The organism is Emticicia fontis, from assembly GCF_054779675.1.
The window spans coordinates 63157-84528 of sequence record NZ_BAAGXU010000020.1 but is presented as its reverse complement, the minus strand read 5'-3'; the positions used below and the strand labels follow the sequence as shown (position 1 = coordinate 84528).

General features: G+C 39.7%; 18 protein-coding genes. 7 read left to right on the top strand and 11 right to left on the bottom strand.

Going from position 1 to position 21372, the window contains the following annotated elements:
- Positions 1-27 precede the first annotated feature (27 nt).
- Both ACYVFA_RS11610 and ACYVFA_RS11605 read left to right on the top strand, forming a co-directional pair.
- Positions 28-1689, top strand: coding sequence for a hypothetical protein (locus ACYVFA_RS11610; protein ID WP_460471987.1), 1662 nt, complete (start codon positions 28-30; stop codon positions 1687-1689).
- A 69-nt stretch (positions 1690-1758) separates the two neighbouring features.
- Positions 1759-2211: a hypothetical protein gene (locus tag ACYVFA_RS11605; RefSeq protein ID WP_460471986.1), complete on the top strand. Its 453-nt coding sequence runs from the start codon at positions 1759-1761 to the stop codon at positions 2209-2211.
- Between the two features lie 210 nt (positions 2212-2421).
- Here ACYVFA_RS11605 and ACYVFA_RS11600 read toward each other — a convergent pair whose 3' ends face one another.
- The 4 genes from ACYVFA_RS11600 to ACYVFA_RS11585 all read right to left on the bottom strand — a co-directional run bounded on the left by ACYVFA_RS11600 (position 2422) and on the right by ACYVFA_RS11585 (position 8787).
- Entirely contained in the window at positions 2422-5115 is a 2694-nt protein-coding gene (locus ACYVFA_RS11600; RefSeq protein ID WP_460471985.1) for an ABC transporter permease, read from the bottom strand.
- A 17-nt stretch (positions 5116-5132) separates the two neighbouring features.
- A complete protein-coding gene (locus ACYVFA_RS11595) occupies positions 5133-5483 on the bottom strand; it encodes a PadR family transcriptional regulator (protein WP_460471984.1) in 351 nt (116 codons plus the stop codon).
- 298 nt (positions 5484-5781) lie between these two features.
- On the bottom strand, positions 5782-7857 hold the full coding sequence (locus ACYVFA_RS11590) for a carboxy terminal-processing peptidase (RefSeq protein WP_460471983.1): 2076 nt from the start codon (positions 7855-7857) through the stop codon (positions 5782-5784).
- A gap of 186 nt (positions 7858-8043) precedes the next feature.
- Positions 8044-8787 (bottom strand): peptidylprolyl isomerase, encoded by a 744-nt coding sequence (locus ACYVFA_RS11585; RefSeq protein WP_460471982.1) that lies wholly within the window; start codon positions 8785-8787, stop codon positions 8044-8046.
- Between the two features lie 132 nt (positions 8788-8919).
- Here ACYVFA_RS11585 and moeB point away from each other — a divergent pair, with 132 nt between their 5' ends.
- A complete protein-coding gene (moeB, locus tag ACYVFA_RS11580) occupies positions 8920-10029 on the top strand; it encodes a molybdopterin-synthase adenylyltransferase MoeB (protein WP_460471981.1) in 1110 nt (369 codons plus the stop codon).
- A 4-nt stretch (positions 10030-10033) separates the two neighbouring features.
- On the top strand, positions 10034-10477 hold the full coding sequence (locus ACYVFA_RS11575; protein ID WP_460471980.1) for a transcription elongation factor: 444 nt from the start codon (positions 10034-10036) through the stop codon (positions 10475-10477).
- 78 nt (positions 10478-10555) lie between these two features.
- Here the strand turns inward: ACYVFA_RS11575 and ACYVFA_RS11570 are convergent, their stop codons facing one another.
- From ACYVFA_RS11570 to ACYVFA_RS11550, 5 genes are all read right to left on the bottom strand, one after another.
- The gene (locus tag ACYVFA_RS11570; RefSeq protein WP_460471979.1) at positions 10556-11302 is read right to left on the bottom strand and encodes a glycosyltransferase family 2 protein; all 747 of its coding nucleotides are present in this window, start codon (positions 11300-11302) and stop codon (positions 10556-10558) included.
- Between the two features lie 106 nt (positions 11303-11408).
- Complete coding sequence (locus ACYVFA_RS11565) at positions 11409-12233, bottom strand: amidohydrolase family protein (protein WP_460471978.1); 825 nt, start codon at positions 12231-12233, stop codon at positions 11409-11411.
- Positions 12234-12254: 21 nt separating this feature from the next.
- Complete coding sequence (locus ACYVFA_RS11560) at positions 12255-12908, bottom strand: carotenoid biosynthesis protein (RefSeq protein WP_460471977.1); 654 nt, start codon at positions 12906-12908, stop codon at positions 12255-12257.
- On the bottom strand, positions 12898-13746 hold the full coding sequence (locus ACYVFA_RS11555; RefSeq protein WP_460471976.1) for an N-acetylglucosamine kinase: 849 nt from the start codon (positions 13744-13746) through the stop codon (positions 12898-12900). The genes ACYVFA_RS11560 and ACYVFA_RS11555 overlap by 11 nt, the downstream gene beginning before the upstream one ends.
- A 111-nt stretch (positions 13747-13857) precedes the next feature.
- Positions 13858-16821, bottom strand: a complete 2964-nt coding sequence (locus ACYVFA_RS11550) for a putative LPS assembly protein LptD (protein ID WP_460471975.1) — start codon at positions 16819-16821, stop codon at positions 13858-13860.
- Between the two features lie 205 nt (positions 16822-17026).
- On the opposite strand from ACYVFA_RS11550, the gene ACYVFA_RS11545 reads away from it, so the two are divergent.
- The 3 genes from ACYVFA_RS11545 to ACYVFA_RS11535 all read left to right on the top strand — a co-directional run bounded on the left by ACYVFA_RS11545 (position 17027) and on the right by ACYVFA_RS11535 (position 19517).
- A complete protein-coding gene (locus tag ACYVFA_RS11545) occupies positions 17027-17785 on the top strand; it encodes an N-acetylmuramoyl-L-alanine amidase family protein (RefSeq protein ID WP_460471974.1) in 759 nt (252 codons plus the stop codon).
- A gap of 112 nt (positions 17786-17897) precedes the next feature.
- Entirely contained in the window at positions 17898-18839 is a 942-nt protein-coding gene (locus tag ACYVFA_RS11540) for an MlaD family protein (protein WP_460471973.1), read from the top strand.
- A 75-nt stretch (positions 18840-18914) separates the two neighbouring features.
- The gene (locus ACYVFA_RS11535) at positions 18915-19517 is read left to right on the top strand and encodes a DUF4230 domain-containing protein (RefSeq protein WP_460471972.1); all 603 of its coding nucleotides are present in this window, start codon (positions 18915-18917) and stop codon (positions 19515-19517) included.
- Here ACYVFA_RS11535 and upp read toward each other — a convergent pair whose 3' ends face one another.
- The gene (gene upp, locus ACYVFA_RS11530) at positions 19518-20162 is read right to left on the bottom strand and encodes a uracil phosphoribosyltransferase (protein ID WP_460471971.1); all 645 of its coding nucleotides are present in this window, start codon (positions 20160-20162) and stop codon (positions 19518-19520) included.
- Positions 20163-20191: 29 nt separating this feature from the next.
- The gene (gene pfkA, locus ACYVFA_RS11525; protein ID WP_460471970.1) at positions 20192-21166 is read right to left on the bottom strand and encodes an ATP-dependent 6-phosphofructokinase; all 975 of its coding nucleotides are present in this window, start codon (positions 21164-21166) and stop codon (positions 20192-20194) included.
- Between the last annotated feature and the right edge of the window lie 206 nt (positions 21167-21372).

The window sequence follows — 21372 nt, the reverse complement described above, 5'->3', positions numbered from 1 at the left end:
GACGAAATAAAGAAAAAACTGTCAGAAATGTTTAAGGACTTCGAAGCTGAGCCCAAGGATGAATCGTGGGACAAGATTCGTGCGTCTATGCAACTCTCACAGATGTTTCAGGATTTCGAAGCAGAGCCACAGCAAGAATCTTGGGATAAAATTCGTGCAAGCCTTGACCTTACGCAAAGTATGCAGGAATATGAGCCTGAGCCGCAGGAAGATTCATGGGAGAAAATCCGTGCAAGTCTTGACCTCACGCAACGCATGCAGGAGTACGAGCCTGAACCACAGGAAGAATCGTGGGAGAAAATTCGTGCAGGTGTTGATTTAGCTCAAAAGTTCAGAGATTACGAACCAGAACCACAGGCCATTAGCTGGCTGAAAATACAAGAGGCTATTCAGCCTAAAAAACGCCGTCGGGGTATTATCATTCCTTTCTTCCGTATAGGTGCTGCTGCGGGTCTTGTGCTGTTACTAGGTAGTTTATGGTGGTTATTTAACAGAAAAGATAATGCTGGCATGACTGCCGTTAATTCTGATGTTAAAAAAACTGGTTCTACTACTCAACCAAAAGGTACAAAAACAGCAGATACTACAAAAGAGCAAAAAACTCAGCATACGCAACAAGCAGAAAAATCTATTGACAAACAGTCACCAGAGCCACAATTGCCCTCTAATGAAAATCTAGCCTCAAATGCTACTAATACAAAGGCTGATAAAAGTGGAGTGGCTAATAAAGATTTCAGTATCGGAGATAAGAAAATAACGAAAGAGCCAAAGAACAGAAAGGTGATAAATAATAATCAGGAGGCACTAATAGCCAATAATAAAGCTAATCGTAAAAATGATAAAAATATAGATGTTAATCCTCCGGTTGAAGATAAAAAAGCTGCATTAAAAGAAAATAGTGAAAGTGGTGCTGGTGTTTTAGCTGGTACGAATAATAAGCCTGATTATATCACAGCAGATGATTTAAACTTAAAGCAATTATCAGGTAAAGATTTTCAACAAAAAGGGATTCGTAAACCTTTCGGTGCTATTGCTTATAATGCCGAAAGACCTTATCAGGTAGAAGAACCAGAAGAAAGAGTATATCGTAAGATTAACTTTACAGCTAGCTTGATGCCACTGCAAACGTATCAGGCGTTTACGGTTTTGCCTCAAACTAATGCCTATATTCAACAGGTTGGCCGTTTAGATGCGATTGATAACCAAAGATTAGGGATACAGGTAAGAGCAGGTGCCATGAAACCGCTTTCCGATCGTTTTGCAATGGGCCTCTCGGCAACTTATACAGGTTTGCAACAATGGGCGAATTATGAGATAAACAACGGTGATTATGAAGTCCAAACAACTACTAGCGGTTCTTATACTTTAGTAGGTATTGGCGAACAAGTGGCACAAAAACAATTTATGCAAACGCTAGGTCTAAAACTAGATAATGCATACCTCATCAGCCGCAAGAAGACCAGCGTATATGCCATTGGCGGCGCAGAGGCTGTACACGTCTTGAATAACAAAGATTTTGGATACTACGTGAATGCCTCTGTCGGAGTATCTTATCCGATCAAGGGAGGAAAATCGATCTGGATTGAGCCAACATTCAGATATAGTCTTTCTCAATCGTTTGACGCGAATAATTATCTAAAGATACGCCCTTACAATATCGGGCTTAATCTTCGCATCAATTTCATTTAATAATGATGTTCTGGTCTTTGCAATTCTCTTAAAAATCATTTCATTTGCACTTATATAAACTATAATGCAATGAAAAAACTGAGAATTTTTCTTATTATATTACTCGTATTGGCTTTAGGAATAGTCTATTATCTGACTGCCGGATATTATTCGAGCGGAGAAAGAGCCGGGACTATCTCAAAAATCAGTGAGCGGGGATATGTTTTTAAAACATTTGAAGGGGTCTTGAACGAAGGAGGATATTCAGGCGAAACAGGCACACTTACGCCACGCTATTGGGATTTTTCATGTAAACTGGATTCAGTTACACCTAAGTTACAAAGAGCTTTAAAAACCGGTGAACGCGTAACCTTGATATATAGAGAAAAATTTTTCACCTTCCCATGGAATGGCGACACTAAATATTTCATAACGGATGTGCAATTCTTAGAGCACCCCCATGCACCTGCTATATCACAACCGCAACAGGAAGTAATACCAAGAGCTCCGGCAGATTCTGCTAAATCTGATTCGACATTGTAAAAGCCTCCCCGTGCGACGTCCGCCCGATCCCTAAAGGAAAGTTGCTTACGCAAGATTTTTTCTACGAATCTAAAATAGAAGCATATCAGGCTAAACTATTTTAGGAGAATAAGATAATCAGCTAAATGAAAAAGCACCGCTTTAAAAGCAGTGCTTTTTCATTTAAAGAACTAGTGCGTAAGCAAACCCCCTTTAGGAGCTATGGGTGTCTTACTCTGTCTTCAAACTCTTCACCGGATTCACCAAAGCTGCTTTAATAGTCTGATAGCTGACAGTCAGTACAGCAACCAGGATTGCTAATACCCCTGCCAAGACAAATATCCACCATGACAAATCTATTCTATAAGCAAAATCATGTAACCATTGGCTCATCACATATCCGGCTATAGGTGAAGCAATCAGAATAGCGATAAAAATCAACTTAATGAAATTTGATAGTAATAGTGCCACAATACTTGGAATTGAAGCGCCCAGTACTTTTCTAACCCCAATTTCTTTCGTGCGTTGATGGGTTGCAAAGGCGGCTAAACCAAATAAGCCTAAGCATGAGATAAAAATAGCCAAGCCTGCAAAAATCCCGAATAAATCACCAATCCGTTGTTCCGCCTGATACATGGCATTGAAACGTTCGTCCAGAAAAGAATAAACAAAGGGATTGTCGGTTTCTGCCTTCCATTGTTTTTCTATATTTTGTAAAAGGCCTTGTATATCATCAGTTTTAATACGCAAAGCTAATTGAGAGTTATCTCCTCCATAAAACATCATTAAGGGAGCGATGCTTTGGTGCATTGATTCAAAATGAAAATCCTTAATTACCCCAACAATTGTATAAGTTTTTTTACTTCCATCCGAACCGTCTCCTGTCAGAGAAACCTGCTGGTTTATTGGATTCTTAAAGCCAAACACTTTCGCTGCCGCTTCATTAATCAGAATAGCTGAATTGTCAGTAAGAAACGCCTTTGAAAAGTTACGTCCCTGCGCTATTTTCATGCCTAGCGTTGGCAGATAATCTTCGTCTACATAATAGCTCTTGGTTCGATGAGTCGTTACCCGATTCCCATTTTTCACTTGTACTCCATCTATACTTTTGCGAGAAATACCAGCTGGTAAAAAACCTGCCAATGATACCCGAACAACCGGAGATAATTTTGACAATTCGTTTTTAAAGGCGTTTAATTTCTCGCCAAGCACCTGTGTTTCATGCAAAACCAGTACTTGTTCTTTATCAAAACCTATTTTCTTATTCTGCATGAATGTCAACTGCTGATTGGCAACTATAGTGGCTATAATAATACCAATAGATACCACAAACTGGCCTGTCACCAAGGTATTGCGCAGCCAACCACTTCGGAAACTTGCTTGCACCTTGCCCTTCAAAACGGTAATTGGTTTAAATGAAGATAAGACAAAAGCCGGATAACTACCTGCCAATAAACCAATCAATAAACAACTCAGTATAGTAGCCGAAATAACTCGCCCATTGAAAACAGAGCCTAGAGTAAAGACTTTCCCGGTTAGGTTATTAAAGCCAGGTAATAATAATATAATAAATACCAATGCCAGCAATAGTGCCAGAAGGGTTAACAAAACAGATTCTGTCAGGAACTGACTAACTAATTGTGTTTGCACTGAGCCTAATACTTTGCGGATGCCTACTTCCTTAGAACGCCCTGCTGACCCTGCCGTAGATAAATTCATGAAATTGACACAGGCTAATAGCAGAATAAAGAGCGCGATAATTGAAAAAATATATACGTATTTTATATCACTATTCGCTTCAATCTCATCATCCAGATTAGAGTGCAGATGAATATCTGTAACGCGTTGAAATGGGAAAGACAAGTGATTACCTTTTTGCTGGAATTCTATAAAACTCATTCCAAAAAACTGATTAATTTCTGAAGAAACATATTTGTTAACTAATGCCTGGCTTTGTGTTTCCAGTTGCTTGAGCGTGTAACCTTCGCGAAGTAATACATAAGTATGAGCCCCACTAGCTAACCATTTATCACCCCGGTTGACAGACTTAAAAGAACCCAGCATATCAAAATGAAAGTGGGTATTAGATGGAATATCTTCGCAGATGCCCGTTACCTGAAAAATGCCCAGATTACCTATTGTCAGCGTTTTACCGATAGGGTCAGCCATGCCAAAATATTTTCTGGCCGTTGTTTCTGTGAGTACCACTGTTTTAGGGTCGATAAGTGCTTTTGCCATATTCCCTTTTAACATACGGATGGAGAAAAACGAAAAGAAATTAGGTTCAACAAAGGCAATTTTTTCTTCCTTGAAAACGTCTTTACCATTCTTCACCAACAAGCCGCCATCATTACGGATCCGGGTCATAGACTCAACACCCGGGAAATCTCTTAATAGAGCCGGCCCGGCAGGCTCAGCGGTATACGCGAGTTTGATTTCTTTTTCATCCATTTTCCCATACAGCGTCATGCGGTACATTCTATCGGCATTGGCATGATAGTGGTCGTAGCTGAGCTCATGAGATACAAAAAGAACAATCAGGAGGCATGAAGCTAATCCAACGGCCAGGCCAAGAACATTGATGGCTGTAAAGCCTTTGTGTCTCCACAAATTCCGGAAAGCGATAGTTAGGTAGTTTGAGAACATATCTTTAAATGAGGGGTTAGAATAATTTTTGTAATAGCTATTGGTTTTTCTTCTTTTGAAAAAAAAGGGTGTCAGGCATTGTAATACTGACCAGAAATATTCTCGTCGGGCACGAGTTAGTCCAATTTGAGTAACCCTTTTTTGAAAGTGTTCATGCAAATCGCCCTGGATATATTCAAGCAGATGAGGAGCCACAAACCATTCCAATATTTTATCAACCCATCGCGGTGGCTCGGGATTAGTGTTTTGGTCTGCTAAAGATTCTTGTTGCTTTTTCATAGAGATTGTTTGATTGCTTAGGTCAGGTCTAATTTACCCAAAAGCGGAAGTTTGCTTTGAGGAATTGATTGCCAGAGTCGGTTGCGGGTTTGTTGCATTTCTGATAGTGCTTGTCCACCAGATGCGGTTAAGGCAAACAAGCGTTTACTCCTCCCCCCTCTCTCGGCAGTTGCTCCTCCTACTGATGACGAAAGAAAGCCTTTTTCTTCCAACCGGTAGAGGGTCGTATGTACGGCACTAATAGTAAAATCACGCCCTGTTTGTCGCTGGAGCTCCTCCAGTACAGGCACACCATATACTTCTTCAGTACTAGCAGCCACTACCAGAAGTACCAGTTCTTCTAACTCTCCCAGTATCGTTTTTTTCATAAATATGTATAAAAGATTGATTAGATACAATATTGTAAATCAAATCGCGTGCCATATTAGAAAAACACGTTTTTAGGCACTCATAGGCCTATTTTGATAAATGATACTGTCCAGAAACGGACAAATTATCGTCCATAAGTGGACAAAAGTTTTATCAGACCACTAGCAGCAGAAGGTCTTTTTCACAAAGGATATAAACAAAAAACGAGTTACACAATAATCAGTGTAACTCGTTTTTTGTTGTAGTATAGGCGGGGCTCGAACCTGTAAGGGATTCTGCACTCACCAATCTTTTATCTTATTTATTACTGATTAAATCACACAGGATTCTTTCAGATTCGCTTAGTATCAGGTCTCTGTCTTTACCGTCTTTTTCTCCGGTGCTCAACTTGTTAACGGCAGTTCTGTGTTTCTCATTTTCGTCTCTTTCCTGTTTGCGTTTTGCTTCATTCAAAGAAACCACAGTAATGTCTTTTGTTTTACGATATTCAGCCAGGTCTTCTACCAATTGTTTCATTGCAGGGTCAGAGTTCAAACGCTCGTTGTATTTTTCCTGCAATTTGCTCACCACTTTGTCTGTGATATTGTTGGTTTTTTCGTAAGTCGATGTATTAATCTGGTCGAATGGTAGAGCCGTTGGTTGAGAACTCTCACCCATTTCTTCCGGGTCAAAAGGGGTCGGAAGATTAATATCAGCCGCTACTCCTTTGCGCTGTGTACTGTTACCAGTCACACGGTAGAATTTCTCAGTAGTCAATTTCAACTGACCATATTTTTCTTTTTGCTCAAAGCCTACGTTGGCAGAAGCTTTTTTATCTGTAGAGGCCGTACGTGGCGACAATAAGAATTGATCTAAATCAACCAATTGTTGCACTGTACCTTTGCCGAAAGATTTTTCACCAACAATCAATCCACGTTTATAATCCTGAATAGCACCTGCGAAGATTTCTGATGCCGAAGCACTGAAACGATTTTGGAGAATCACTAATGGTCCATTATAAACCAGCTCAGGATCAGTATCACTTTCAACATCAATTCCTCCGTTATTATCACGGCGTTGTACTACAGGCCCTTTAGTAATAAACAAACCTGTCAGATTAATTGCTTCTGTCAACGAACCACCGCCATTGTTTCTCAAATCAATCACTACGCCTTCAACACCTTTAGCTTTGAACTGGTCAAGGAATCTTTTCACGTCTTTCGTAGTACTCTGAAAATCTCCACCTTTACGGGCATCTTCAAAGTCGCGATAGAACATCGGAATATCAATCACACCCAGTTTATAGTCTTTACCATTGTGTTTGAATGGCACTACTTCACCTTTGGCTACGGCTTCTTCCAGTTTTACTTTCTCACGAACCAATCTCAATTCTTTAGTTGCTGAACCTGCTGGTGCATCACCCGGTAATAGGCGAATACGTACGACTGTTCCTTTGGTTCCTCTGATCAATTTCACTGCATCGTCTGTCAACCAGCCTACAATATCCTGCCATGCGCCATTATCCCCTTGTGCGACTGCCACAATGCGGTCGTTTTTCACGGCTTTACCATCTTTAAACAATGGCCCGCCCGGAATCACCTCTGCAATAGATACGTAGTCACCTTCATTTTTCAATGATGCGCCGATTCCTTCTACCGACTGGCTCATTTCAATATTGAATTGTGCCGCTGTGCTCGGAATCATATAATTGGTGTGAGGATCGATACTTTCAGAGAAAGAATTCATGAAAGACTGGAATACATCTTCAGCACGCCATTTAGCAATTCTTGACTCCCAACGTTTATAACGGTCTTTCAAGGTAGCGGTAATTGCACTGTCTTTACTTCCACTCAATTTTAAATCCAGCACCTGACTCTTCACGATTTTACGCCATACGTCATCCAGTTCAGCTTCTGATGTTGCCCACTGAGCTTTGTCTCTATCGGTATCAAAAGTTTCATCACTCGTAAAATCAAATGGTTTGTCCAATTGAGTCATGATTTTATCATAGCGATCTTTGTATCTCTTTCTGAAAAGATTAAATACTTCAAAAGGAGCCGTCAAATCACCCTCCAATAAGTCTTCGTCAATACCATAGCGGTATTTTTCAAAAGACGCTACATCGGCTTTAGTAAAATAGGAGTGCCCACCGTCTACATCTTTGAGGAAATTATCCCACACTTTTGAGGAGAAATTATCATCGAGTTTGAATTTCTGATAGTGATGATAGCTCAAAAACTGGGTAGCAAACTGCTCTACCTGCTCTTGTGTGCGGGTAGGAACCAGCTCCTTGTAGCCATAAGTTGGCGTAGTAGACACCTTGGTATTCTGAGCCTTATTCTCAAAGCACCCGAAAAGCCCTGTCAGGGTGAGTAGGACTAATATTTTTTTCATAATTTCTAACATAATAACCCCGCCCCCTAAAGGAGAGTTTTGATTTAAAATATACCAATCGTTAAATTATATGCTTAAAAAACTGCTTTAAAAGCCTATTGTAAGTAAATTACTAAATTGTTAACAATTATCAAACAGATATGGTTGCCTATTTTAGAATCTCTCTCCTACAAAGCTTTCGTCTGATTATTTCACTATCTCTAATAATTCTACTTCAAAAACCAATACCTGGTTCGGGCCGATGCTTGGCGGGCCTTGTGGGCCATAAGCCAGATTAGATGGAATGAATAATTTCCATTTTGAACCTACCGGCATCAATTGCAATGCTTCTACCCAACCTTGTATTACTTGTGTTACGCCAAACTCTGCTGGCTCACCTCTTTGTACAGAACTGTCAAAAACTGTTCCATCAGTTAGTGTGCCATGGTAATGTACTTTTACTTTATCTGTTGCCACAGGTTTTGGGCCGGTGCCTTCTTTCATTATCTGATATTGCATGCCGCTTGGTAAGGTTATGATACCTGCTTTCCCTTTATTGGCTGCTAAAAATGCTTCGCCGGCTTTCTGGTTAGTCACCGCTTTTTTCATTGATTCATTCTGAAAATAGCCTTGAATATAAGCATTAGCTGCGCCTGGTTCTAAGGCTGTTTGTTTGCCGCTCAGTACATCATTGATAGCACTGGCTAACATATCTGTATTACATTTGATATTCTGTTGTTTGAGATTAGCTGCGATGTTCATACCGATAGCATAGCTTAGCGAATCCATCGTATTTTTCATCGGGCCGCCTGTATTGGCTGCAACTGATTTGGGAGCAGCAGGCTTAGCGGTAGATGCAGGAGCCTTTTTTACTGGGGTTTTAGGAGTTTGTGCAACAGCAAATTGTGCGGTAAATAAACTAACTGAAAGAGCCACTATTATTTTCTTCATCTTTAGAAACACTGTTTTTTTAAAAATTGTTAAAGAGTAACAAATAAACGTACTTTTACCTTAAAAATTAGAGTTGGTAGAAAAAAAACTATAAAAAATATTAATTTTTCTTACAATTTAAGATATTTTAACATGGGTTTAAGCTTAGAGGAAATCAGACGCTACGACCGGCAAATACTATTACCAGAGTTAGGTCTGGCAGGTCAGGAGCAATTAAAAGAAGCACGGGTACTGGTGATTGGTTGTGGTGGGCTGGGGAGTCCTGTACTCCTCTACTTAGCCGCAGCAGGCATAGGAACATTAGGGATTGTAGAGGATGACAAGATTGCAATTAGTAATTTACAGAGACAAATTTTATATACTTCTGAAAAAGTAGGCGTATCTAAATTACAGGAAGCTGAAAAAAAATTAAAGGCTCTGAACCCTTCAGTTATAATCAATGCCTATGAGACTCGGCTGACATCTGCTAATGCCTTAGAAATTATCGGAGATTATGACATTGTGGTGGACGGCACAGATAATTTCCCGACCCGCTATCTGGTGAATGATGCGTGTGTGATGCTCAATAAGCCTTTTGTGTATGGCGCTATTCATCGTTTTGAAGGGCAGGTGGCTTTGTTTAACTATAAAGGTTCAAGCACTTATCGTGATTTATTCCCGACTCCTCCCCCACCCGAACAGGCACCTAATTGTAATGAAGCAGGTGTATTGGGTGTATTACCGGGCATCATTGGCTCCATGCAGGCATTGGAGACTATTAAGGCCATTACCGGAATAGGTGAGCGTCTAGCTGGAAAGCTATATATGCTTGATACCTTATCTATGCAAAGTAGAACACTGAAAATCCCTAAAATACCTGATGCCGCTCCTATTGAAAATCTGATAGATTATGAGACATTTTGTGGAATCAGCCAAAGGAATGTGTACGAAGATGATGAAATCACTTACGATCAGTATCTTGCTTTACTAACACAACCAGATGTGAATGGAGACGCTCCTTTTCAGTTGATTGATGTAAGAGAAGAATATGAATTTGACAGACATAATATCGGTGGAGAATTAATGCCACTCTCGGAATTAGAAAAACATATTTCTAAAATAAGAAGGGATAAAACAGTGGTTATTCATTGCCAGAGCGGCATAAGAAGTCAAAGAGCAATTGATTTATTAAAAGTTAAATACGGATATACAAATCTGCTTAATTTTGCAGGGGGCTTAAACGCTATATCGGAGACATTGTAAATTCATGAAAGCAGAGATATTAGAGAAAGTAAAGGAAATCATAGAAAAACGCATGGATACTTCCTGGCAAGCTATGGAAGCGGCCAAAAATTCAGCGAATGAAGAAGGAAAAAGCTCGGCAGGAGATAAATACGAAACTGCCCGCGCAATGGGACAAATTGACCGCGAAATGAATGGCCGAATGTACGAACAAGCCCGTCAGGAAAGATTGATATTAGAAAAAATAAATCCTCAGGTTACTTTGCCCAATGTAGGCTTAGGCTCTTTAGTAAAAACGACAATGGGAGATTTCTTTATAGCCATTGGCGCTGGTGTGGTTGCTTTGAATGGCAAGAATATTATGGTCATCTCTCCTCAATCTCCTATCGGACAAATATTGATGGCCAGAGCCGCACAGGATACTTTTGAGTTCAGGGGGAAAGGGTATGTGGTGTTGGCTATTGAGTGAATGAGCGATTATTTTGAAGTTTGTATTAAATGATTCTTTACTCACTAAATTACTAATTCACTCATTCACTAAATTTCTTTATTTCACTATCCATTGCAACACCTTCGATAAAGGTTTGGCGTAGAGGGTATACCAACGAGGAGTCAGGCCATTGATATCCCAGGCTCGGCGGTCTTCTTTGTTGGCTCTGATACGGTTTTTTAGAGAGGCATTGCTGGTTCCTCCGGTTCGCATTTTCATCAATACCTCGGGGATATAAAAAGAGGAAACATTGTGTTTATAAAGCATTCTGAGCATCAATTCGTAATCTCCTGCGCTTCTGAAAGAGGTATCGTATAAACCATAAGCATCATAAGCAGATTTCTTTAAGAAAAAGGCCGTATGCGGAGGCATCCAACCCATCAGGAAGTTTTTCTTGTCATATTTCCCCGATTTCCAGTTACGTACTATTTTATTGACATCTTCGCTATCTACGTAGTACAAATCGCCATAAACAGAATCTGCTTTCGAGTCTTTGAAGGCTTTGGCTACTTTTGAAATCACCTGATTATCAGGATAAAAATCATCTGAACCCATAATGCCCACTACCTCTCCGGTAGCCATTGCTACACCCTTACTCATGGCTTCATAGATACCGCTATCTTTTTCTGACACCCATTTGATTTTGTCTCCATACGATTTCAGAATATCTACCGTGCCATCTTTCGAGGCGCCATCGGCTACAATGTATTCAATATCTGGGTAATCTTGCGAAAGTACACTCTCAATAGTATCACGGATAGTTGCGGCAGAATTATAAGCGGCTGTAACAATAGAAATTTTCATTAAGCGATGTCAGATTTTAAAATCTTTGCGATTGAAAGGAGGTAATTAAAGCACAAAAATACAAAAGACAAACGAAGGAAATGTCTTTTATTTGTTAATTTGTTCTTCATAATGTGTAAAAACGGGTAGCATTAACACCAAAAAGCTTATCTTTCTCGGTTTGAGTCAGTTTATCGAAATAGGCTTGTACAATAGAAAGTTGTTCTTCATAAGCACCTGCTACCAGACATACAGGCCAATCAGAGCCATACATAATCCGGTCAATACCGAAAGACTCCAGTACACAATCCAGATAAATATAGAAGTCTTCTTTTTTCCATTGATGCCAGTTAGCTTCGGTTACCATGCCCGAAATTTTACAGAATACATGATCATGCTGCGCAATTTCTTTCATATAATTCGACCATTTACTGATTTCCTTATTTTTAATATCAGGCTTGGCAATATGGTCTATTACAAATTTATTATCGGGGCATTCGCGCACCAGATGCAAGGCATCTTTCAGTTGTTTCGGATAAATGAGTATATCGTAAGTATAATCAAAATCTACTAGTTTTTTCACCCCTTTAATGAAGCTTTCCTGCTGCATAAAACCAACTGGCTCGCCTTGCACGATATGTCTGAAACCTTTAAGCTTGGCAAATTGCTTGAAGTAACTCAAGCGCTCCCATAAATTTTCGGAACTTAAATCTATCCAACCTACTACACCTTTGATGAAATCATATAAACTGGCAAATTTCAGAAAATCATGATTCTCTTGCTCTGTCTGATTTACCTGCACCAAAACGCAGCCATCAAAGCCGTTTTTTTGTAGAATAGGTTCTAAATCGGCAGGCAGAAAATCTCGCTGAATTACCTTCATAGAATCGTCAATCCAGGCGTAGTCTTCTGCATTATAATACCAGAAATGTTGGTGTGCGTCAATAGTCATTGAAACCGGTTGTTGAATAGATTAATTGAAAAAATTTTGTATGCCGAAAAAACAAATCTGCAAAACCAGTAACCATAGTGCAATCGGGTTGTCTTTTCTGAATTTCAAGGCATGGAACAAAGTTAATAAAACTGCCGATACGATAAACCAAGCGATATAATTATCAATAGGCGGATTTGCCTCTTTCCATGACCACATATTTAAGCGAATGGCTACGGGCTCTACCAGGAAATCGAACATGGTCATCACCAAAGCACCGTAGATTACTTTTATATAAATGGGTTGGGACGTACGGCAAAATGAACTACCTACGCAATAGACCACTAAAAGCCAGTTAACGCCAATCATAGGGGGCACTTCTAAAACTTTAAAACCCAAGGTAGTTTCGTATTGATATTCTCCAAAGATAGCTCCGGTTTTTACTCCTGCTACCTCTATAAAAAAGCCTGTTAAGAACGTGACGATACAAAAAATAATAAAACCACGGTTCCATTGCTGATGGAAATAAAGCAGAATAGCTAACGAAGTCAGGAGATTAAAGGGTGTCAGCCATTGAAACAAATGGGTCGTTTGTGGAATATTTAAACCTATCAATCCGGCTATGTACATAGCCGTGAGTAGGGCTAAATAAGGGATCGGGTTTGGCATATTTGCACGGCTTCCTTTAAATCGCATCCGTATGATATTTTACCAGTCCATCAATAGGTGTTACTAATACATTGCCGATTTGTAGTTTTTTGCTTTCAGCCACTTCTCTCAGAATCTTTTCATAATAAAACCCGATTGAGCCCACGAAGTTTAGCTTCACATCAAAACACATCGGGTATTTCAGGATATATTTTTCAAAAAACAGCCTGAAAGATTCTGTGGCTAAATCGTGGCAAAAGGTATCCTTAATATTGTCATAGATAAATCTGGCATATGTAGCAAAATATCGGTTCGGGAATGGTTTATGATAGGCATTGTCTAAAACCATCAGTCTATCCATTGCACCATATTTTTCTTCAAATAGCTGTCTGATATTGGCTGGCATTTCTTTGTGCAGATAGGCCAATAACAAAGATTTTCCGAGGTGCCCTCCGCTGCCCTCGTCTCCCAGCCAAAAGCCTAAAGGCGGCACCTGAAAAGCAATTTTCTCTCCGTCAAAGTAGCATGAATTTGACCCTGTACCCAGAATACCCCCTATCCCCTCCTGATGCCCGCAAGCAGCTCTTGCAGCTCCCAAAACATCACTTTGCACATCTATATGCTCAACCTCGTTAAAAACACTCAGAATTGCAGTCTTTAATACTCCTGCTTTTTCATCATTGGTAATACCTGTACCATAGTAAAAAACCTGCGTAATTTTTCCCACGCAGTGAGGCACCAGATTAGCTTGCAGTTCGGTGGCTATTGAGTCGGAGTCCTGATAATACGGACTAAAGCCCACGGTCTGCGTTTGTCCCACTACCTCATTTCCTTCTACAATTCGCCAATCTGTTTTGGTTGAACCACTATCTGCAATTAATACCATCTTTTGTAATTGAGTGACTGGGTGATTTAGTGAATGAATGAATAAGAGATTAAATTGCTAGTAACCAACACCTTAATCACTCAATCACTAATTCACTAAATCACTAAATTTTTAAAACCCTCCTTGTCCATAGGTCTGGCGGCGGCGGCTTACTTTTAGTTCTTGCAATAAGGTGCTTCTTACGCGCAAATCAAATGAATAGTTGCTTGAACGAAGGTTATTTCCGGCAATAGGTGTCCAGTTGAAACTCATGTCCCAGCAATGCAATTCTCTGTGCAAGCTGATATTAGTTAAGGTAGCTGCCTTAAACTGAAAATCCCAACCGGTATTAAAACCTACTTTCCATTTCGGTGTCAGACTAAAATCGCCTTGTACCGTAACAGCCTGTGTTATTTGCGCATCAGCTAAACCCTGCTTATTATAATTAAAGTTATAACTCAAACTCAATGTCCAGGGAATCGAGAAATCGACATATAATTCAGGATTCGCAGCTACGAATTTCTTCATGGCATCCATCGCCGGGTCAGTCGATTTCGTTTCTCTTGGTTTTTCTTTTGTTTTGTCAAAGGTTGCAGGAGATAAACGGGTAGCAATTGCGATGTTGGCAGATCGCAAGGTAGCCAGATTACCTAAACTGAATTTTCCACCTTCGGCAATTTTATAGAATCGTGTAATACGTCCGGCAGGATTTTGCGCTCTCAATTCTGCAGTGCTTTCCTGTCTATAATAGTAGGGATCAAAACTACCCGAAAAGTTAAGATTAATTAAGTTTTTAAACAAGTTGGTATTAGCAGACATACTGATGTTCGATAGATTCATCGAATCTCCTAATGCCAACAGGTTATAACTTCCATTGATACCAAAGTTATCCAGGAGTGAAATTTTCTCAAAAGCCTTGGCAGCAGTATCTGATTTTGACCTGATTTTGGCTTCCAACTGGTTGGTTATCCCGAATCCGATACTACCTGATGCTCCGGCAGATGCCCCTAAAGTAGGGAATTTCGGCAAAAGCTTATATAAAGGGGTTTCTGTAATAACACCGTTTACAGTATCTCTATCAACTCGAACTTTTGTATAATAAAAAAGACTTTGAGTAAAATCAGGCGCATAACTTACACTGATTGAGGGTGCCAGCGTATGTCTGATTGCTTGCAGACGACCTTTGCCTTTAAACTGATAAGTTCCATAAACACGGGTATTCATGCTTCCTGAAACAGAAGTCTGATAAGTAGGAAAAAGTCCTTTCACAGTATCTATTTTCACTGCATTCTGGCCTGGAATATATTCATAACTTAATGCTTGCGTAAAAATATCGCCTCTTAAAGATACACTTGGCGTAAAGTTGATATAACGGGCAATCTTGAAGTTTGGCAAAGTAATAGGTAAAGAGTAAGTAGTACGGAACTGTCCATCACCCAATATACTTCCCAAAGCATCCAGACTATTGATTTTTCTTACATTATTTAAGCGTTCCTGTAAGGCTTTTTGTAGTACTCGTTGTTCTTCTGTTAATGTTAACGGGTTAGCATCACGTAATCTTATCTCTTCGTTTGTCAGTGGTTTTGCCTCGATTGACTCATAAGTTCCGTCAGGTAACTGGCGAACTATTTTATATTCAGAATAGCTCGTAATACTATTTACTTTAGTATTGGTAGCCTGATAGCCCCCACTTACGTTAAACCCTACCCTGAATGATTCGAACCAGCGGCCTAACATTTTTTTCTCAGGCACAAAAGGGTTAAACTGGTTTACACCGACACTATAATTCAAAGAGGCATCTACTTGTCCGGTCGTAAAGTTTTGTGAGATATTCAAGCCTCCGCTTGTCACTACTTTCTGAGCAAAAGTGCGCCCAAACTGAATAGAAGAGTTTGAACTACTGCTTAAGTAATTGCTAACATCGGCCGTATTAACGTTGTTTCTGTTAAAACCATTACTTCTGAGATTGACAGAGGCAGAGAAACTGCGGTCAGGGCGTTTGTTAGCAGGTGAGTGCGACCAGTTCAGACTAAAATCTTTAGAGGCCGATTGTCCTGTAGTGGGGTCTATTACTTCGGCAACCGGCTTATTATAATTGTATTGAAAACTTAGATTACCTGAGTATTTATATCGCTTTGAATAACTCGATTGAATACCCACCCCAAAACTTCCTTTTGAATAAATCTGTGCCAATACCTTTGCCCCAATGTTTTCGTTGATAGCGAAATAATAACCAAAATCGCGGAAATAGAAACCACGGTTACGGGGCTCTTCTCCATAAGAACCCATAATGATTCCAGAGGTACCGATTTCTTTCTTTTTGGGGACAGGGAAAAACCCAAAGGGGAGACCAATTGGTAAAGGTATGCCACTTAACACAAAATTAAATGGGCCGGAAATAATCTGTTTTTTATTGACCAATTTGATTTTCCGGGCAGCTATATGGAAGTGCGGTTCTTTCAGATTACAGGTAGTGTATTTGGCATGAACCAGATACAGGTTATCATCAGGGTCTTTTTTCACTTTTTCACCCTGCACAAAGCCCTCTCCCTGTTGGGTGACAATATTCTTGATAATGGCCTTTCGGGATTTGAAATTATAGCGGATGGTATCGGTATTATACTTATCCCCGGCCTGCGAAAAGATGGGTTTCCCTTTTACTTTTTCACCTTGCTTGGTAGTATCGGGAGAGCCGTGGGCAAAGATTTCATTTTTTCCCCAGTCTAATCTGATGTAATCAGCCTCCAAATCAATATCACCATAGGTTACTTTGGCCTGCCCATACAAGTGTACGGTTTTGCCATCGACCTCCATTACGGTTGAGTCCTGTGCGGTATACTTTACAGTTGACTGCAGGCTACTATCTTTACTTTTCAACGAATCAGGAATAACCACTTTTACGGTATCCTGTTTTTCGGCAAATAGCTTATTCCCTCTTACGGTGCGAGCCTTTTTGGTATTTTCGGGAAGTGGTTGTCCAAAGCCGTTGTTTCCTCCCGTACTATTTCCCGCGCGTCTGAGTGGATCTATCGACGGGAACTGTGCAAAGGCTGAAACACTAATAACTAAACTACAGACAAGTAGGAAAAACTTCAAGCGATTATGACGATTTTAAAAATTAAACTCAGATATTAATGGACTTCCGCACGTAAAATGCGTGGGTTTACGAAAAGTTTATATTTTAAGTCGCCTCAAAAATAGTACTTTTGCATACAAATTCGTTCTAATAAGTCTATAACGATAAGTCGTGGCACAAAATTAGCTTATTAATACTATAGACAGAACGTTTGCCTGTAAAATCATGTTAAAATTTCTTAAAGTCTTATTTATCACGCTTATTGCCCTTGGTTCGGCCGAGGCACAGAGACGTCAGATAAAAACCATAGTTATAGATGCCGGACACGGAGGGAAAGACCCCGGTACGAGTTACGGAAAATTGAAAGAGAAAAATATCGCGCTTAGCATTACGCTCAAAGTAGGAAAACTGATTGAAGAAGAGCTGGGTGTGAAGGTAGTTTATACCCGCAAGAAAGATGTTTTTATACCGCTGCACGAGCGTGGTACGATTGCGAATCGGCATAAGGCTGATTTGTTTATCTGTATTCATGTGAATGCGAATCCTTATTCGTCAAAAATATATGGTTCTGAAACCTACACAATGGGGTTGCATAAAACAGAAGAGAATCTGGAACTGGCCAAGCGAGAGAACAGCGTAATTTTACTGGAGGATAATTATGAAAAGAATTATGATTTCGATCCTAATTCTCCTTTAGCGCATATTAAAATGGCCAATTATCAGAATGCTTTTATGAGACAAAGCCTGAATCTGGCTTCGAAGGTTGAGAAACAATTTCAGAAATCAGGTCGTAAGAGCAGAGGAGTGAAACAGGCCGGTTTTCAGGTTTTATGGGAAACCACCATGCCGGGTATCTATATTGAAACCGGATACCTGACTAATTCGGCGGATAGAAAAATTTTAGAAAGCGAAGCGGGTCATGAACAAATAGCGGAAGCTATTGTGAAAGCCCTGAAAATATATAAAGAAGAGGTTGAGAAATAAATAAAGAATATGAAACGTTGAAACACGAATGTAGAAATGTATTTTTGCAAAAATAGTCACATATTTATTCGTATTCGTCCTTAATTCATCATATCACACGGGTTTTGCAATTATGAAAAAAGAAGTAAAAGTAGGTTTGCTAGGTATTGTTACATTCACGATTTTTTATCTTGGATTTAATTTTTTAAAAGGTCTGGATGTTTTCCGTACTGAAAATGAATATAATGCCTATTATTCAAACGTGGAGGGTCTGCAAACCTCAAATCCGGTGATGTATAATGGTGTAACCATTGGTAGAGTTGTAGAGGTAACACCCGAACAAAACCAGAATAGAGTAAAGGTGCTTTTAGCCATCAAACGGGATATTGTTTTGAACGATAATTCGGTGGCGGTTTTGTCTGATAATGGATTATTAGGGGGCAAAATGATAAAACTATTGATTCAATCTGGTAAGCCCTTAAAAGATGAAGAAGATCTGAAAAGTGCCATTGAAGGTGGTTTAATGAGTGGCCTAAGCGAGAAAGCTTCTCCTGTATTAAAAAATGCTGACTCTTTGATTGTTACCCTTACTACCATTGTTAAACAATTCGACCAGACAGGCGTAGCTTTAAAAGCCCTTGTTGCTAACGCTAATCAGGCAACTACAGGGGTCAACGCAGTAGTAGCTTCTAATGCCAAAAATCTATCGGCTATAACAGCGAATGCTGCTACACTTACTTCAAATCTGAATGGCTTAGCTACTAATTTAGATTCTCAAATCAAGCCTATACTTCAAAAAACCAATACTTTTGCAGATTCGCTGAATGCCATTCGCTTAGGGCAAACCGTGGCGCAATTGAATAATTCAGTAGCAAGTCTGCAAGGAATTCTGAAAGATATTAATCAGGGGAAAGGCACATTGGGCAAATTAACTTCTGATGATTCGCTGTATGTAAATCTGGATAGAACTGCGGCAAATCTTGCGGCATTGATGGCGGATCTGAAAGCCAATCCGAAGCGTTATGTTCATTTCTCTTTATTCGGCGGAAAAAAAGACAAAGAGAAAAAGAAATAATTGGCTTTACGTGGGCTAAAATCCTTTGTTTCTGCGTTATGCTGACGTAATTATTCGAAGATAAAATTCATTACTATGTTCCGAGGCTTACGCAGCATCCTTATTATATTCTTCATTGTTTGCGGATCAATTTTCGTTTGGGAGAAAATTAAATCTTTTAATCCTTTTCAGCAGGAAGAAATCAAGACTACCCACAATATGGTCTTGAAAGAAATGTCGGTCTTAGGCAAAATCGAACTAGCTAATTTTACTTTCCGTGATGTAGTAGAACAGGAATTGAAGTATAGTTATCTGCCAAATCCTAAAGCCGTATTAATTGTGCAAGGAAATGCAGTGGGTTGTATCGATTTGGCGAAAGTAAAGCCGGAAGACGTTGCCACCAAAAATGATACACTGATTGTACACCTACCTGACCCCGAGCTTTGCCATTATAGCGTAGACCACGAGCACAGCAGGATTTATGACACGCAATATGCTTTTATGAATGAACAGGCTTTATTGAATGAAGCCTATACCCGTGCGCAAGAAAAAATCAAAGAATCAGCCCTTGAAATGGGTATACTGGAACAAACCCGAAAAAATGCAGACCTGGTATTAAGGCCAATTCTCGAAAATATTTCCGGGAAAAAAGTAGTATTAAAATTTCAGCTAAGGGCTACTTTAGATAAGCTCAAGTAATTATACTTTTCCGCCATAGGCTAAATCTCCGGCATCGCCCAGGCCTGGTACGATGTAAGATTTACTGTTCATATCCTCGTCAATATCCCCAATCCACAAGCGGCATTGCGGTAAACGTGCCTTGATGAAACGCACGCCTCTACGGCTGGCAATAGCAGAAACTATATGTGTTTTGGCTGGAACCCCATAGCGAAGCATGGCATGGTAAGCTTTTTCAATAGATTTCCCGGTCGCTAACATCGGATCACTAATAATCAATACCTTATCCTGAATATCTGGACTTGTAATGTAGTCCATCTCTATCTCAAAAGATTCTTTTTCGTCATGTTTGCCACGGTAGGCACCTATAAAAGCATTTTCGGCTTTATCGTAGTAATTGAGTAACCCCTGATGAAGTGGTAGCCCTGCCCGAAGAATAGTAACCAGCACCACCTGCTGTGAAACCTGCTGTGTAATCTTTGCACCCAACTGTGTTACTACATCACAATTCTGATAGGTCAAAGTTTTAGAGATTTCATAAGCAAATACTTCACCCAGACGTTCCATGTTCTTTCTGAATCGCATGGCGTCTTTCTGTGTTTCCTGGTTACGTAATTCAGCCAAAAAATGATTGGCAATAGAGTAGTGTTCGGTCAGGACAAACATATATTGTTGTTTGGTCGCCCAAGGGCTGATTATAGGCTTAAAATATGTACCATTCTCAGCAAATCGTCGTGGATTGGCTTCGGTTTTTTGATGGTATCAATAAACGGAGTATAGACCATTTCATTATTTACTATACCCGCCATTACATTTTTGTTTCCTTTAATCAGCCCTTCTACTGCTCCTAATCCCAGACGGCTTGCCAGAATACGGTCATATGCCGTGGGAGTCCCCCCCCTTTGAATGTGACCTAGCGTAGTTACACGAATATCCAGTTTATCAGCTACCTGCTCTTTAATTTTCTCAGCAATATCAGTCGCGTGCCCTTCTTCGTCTCCCTCTGCTACTACCACGATTGATGATGATTTTGAGCGGGTCCAGCCATCTTTCAATGTGCTAACTACTTTTTTCAATGGTGTATGTGTTTCCGGTACCATTACGATCTCGGCACCACCACCAATACCCGATTGAATAGCGATATATCCTGAATCACGGCCCATTACTTCAATAAAGAATACGCGGTCGTGTGAATCGGCTGTATCACGGATTTTATCAATGGCTTCTAAGGCTGTATTTACGGCAGTATCAAACCCGATGGTGTAATCTGTACCATACAGGTCGTTATCAATAGTACCCGGACAACCTACTGTCGGAACTTCATATTCATTATAAAAAACTTCTGCACCTGTAAATGTTCCGTTTCCTCCAATCGCTACCAAGCCTTCTATGCCTGCATTCATCAGATTCTCATAGGCTTTCTTTCTTCCTTCAGGAGTCATAAACTCTTTACTACGTGCTGATTTCAACATGGTACCACCTCTTTGTACAATATTGCTGACAGACTGTGATGTCATCGGAAATATATCTCCTGCAATCATCCCACTATATCCTCTCCTGATACCATATACTTCTAATCCATGATAAATAGCTCCCCGCACAACCGCTCTAATACAAGCATTCATGCCCGGGGCATCACCACCAGAAGTAAAAACTGCAATTCGTTTCATCTTAATATAGGTACTTTAATTTGGCTTAGAATTAAAATAAAGATAGTTTAATAAGGTCGTATTGTTTACCGCAAAAGTAATTAGTTTTATTTACTTCTCCCAAACTTTAATTGTTATTAGTATTTAATAATTATTCTGTTAAAAGTAATATTAGCAAAACAATATTCTTTTTTATAACTATTTAAAGAAATATTTGAACTATATCA

Excerpts from the sequence above, each read along its gene's own strand:
- ACYVFA_RS11610 (WP_460471987.1), top strand. The coding sequence starts at position 28 with ATGTTTAAGGACTTCGAAGCTGAGCCCAAGGATGAATCGTGGGACAAG.
- ACYVFA_RS11605 (WP_460471986.1), top strand. The coding sequence starts at position 1,759 with ATGAAAAAACTGAGAATTTTTCTTATTATATTACTCGTATTGGCTTTA.
- ACYVFA_RS11600 (WP_460471985.1), bottom strand. The coding sequence starts at position 5,115 with ATGAAAAAGCAACAAGAATCTTTAGCAGACCAAAACACTAATCCCGAG.
- ACYVFA_RS11595 (WP_460471984.1), bottom strand. The coding sequence starts at position 5,483 with ATGAAAAAAACGATACTGGGAGAGTTAGAAGAACTGGTACTTCTGGTA.
- ACYVFA_RS11590 (WP_460471983.1), bottom strand. The coding sequence starts at position 7,857 with ATGAAAAAAATATTAGTCCTACTCACCCTGACAGGGCTTTTCGGGTGC.
- ACYVFA_RS11585 (WP_460471982.1), bottom strand. The coding sequence starts at position 8,787 with ATGAAGAAAATAATAGTGGCTCTTTCAGTTAGTTTATTTACCGCACAA.
- moeB (WP_460471981.1), top strand. The coding sequence starts at position 8,920 with ATGGGTTTAAGCTTAGAGGAAATCAGACGCTACGACCGGCAAATACTA.
- ACYVFA_RS11575 (WP_460471980.1), top strand. The coding sequence starts at position 10,034 with ATGAAAGCAGAGATATTAGAGAAAGTAAAGGAAATCATAGAAAAACGC.
- ACYVFA_RS11570 (WP_460471979.1), bottom strand. The coding sequence starts at position 11,302 with ATGAAAATTTCTATTGTTACAGCCGCTTATAATTCTGCCGCAACTATC.
- ACYVFA_RS11565 (WP_460471978.1), bottom strand. The coding sequence starts at position 12,233 with ATGACTATTGACGCACACCAACATTTCTGGTATTATAATGCAGAAGAC.
- ACYVFA_RS11560 (WP_460471977.1), bottom strand. The coding sequence starts at position 12,908 with ATGCGATTTAAAGGAAGCCGTGCAAATATGCCAAACCCGATCCCTTAT.
- ACYVFA_RS11555 (WP_460471976.1), bottom strand. The coding sequence starts at position 13,746 with ATGGTATTAATTGCAGATAGTGGTTCAACCAAAACAGATTGGCGAATT.
- ACYVFA_RS11545 (WP_460471974.1), top strand. The coding sequence starts at position 17,027 with ATGTTAAAATTTCTTAAAGTCTTATTTATCACGCTTATTGCCCTTGGT.
- ACYVFA_RS11540 (WP_460471973.1), top strand. The coding sequence starts at position 17,898 with ATGAAAAAAGAAGTAAAAGTAGGTTTGCTAGGTATTGTTACATTCACG.
- ACYVFA_RS11535 (WP_460471972.1), top strand. The coding sequence starts at position 18,915 with ATGTTCCGAGGCTTACGCAGCATCCTTATTATATTCTTCATTGTTTGC.
- upp (WP_460471971.1), bottom strand. The coding sequence starts at position 20,162 with ATGTTTGTCCTGACCGAACACTACTCTATTGCCAATCATTTTTTGGCT.
- pfkA (WP_460471970.1), bottom strand. The coding sequence starts at position 21,166 with ATGAAACGAATTGCAGTTTTTACTTCTGGTGGTGATGCCCCGGGCATG.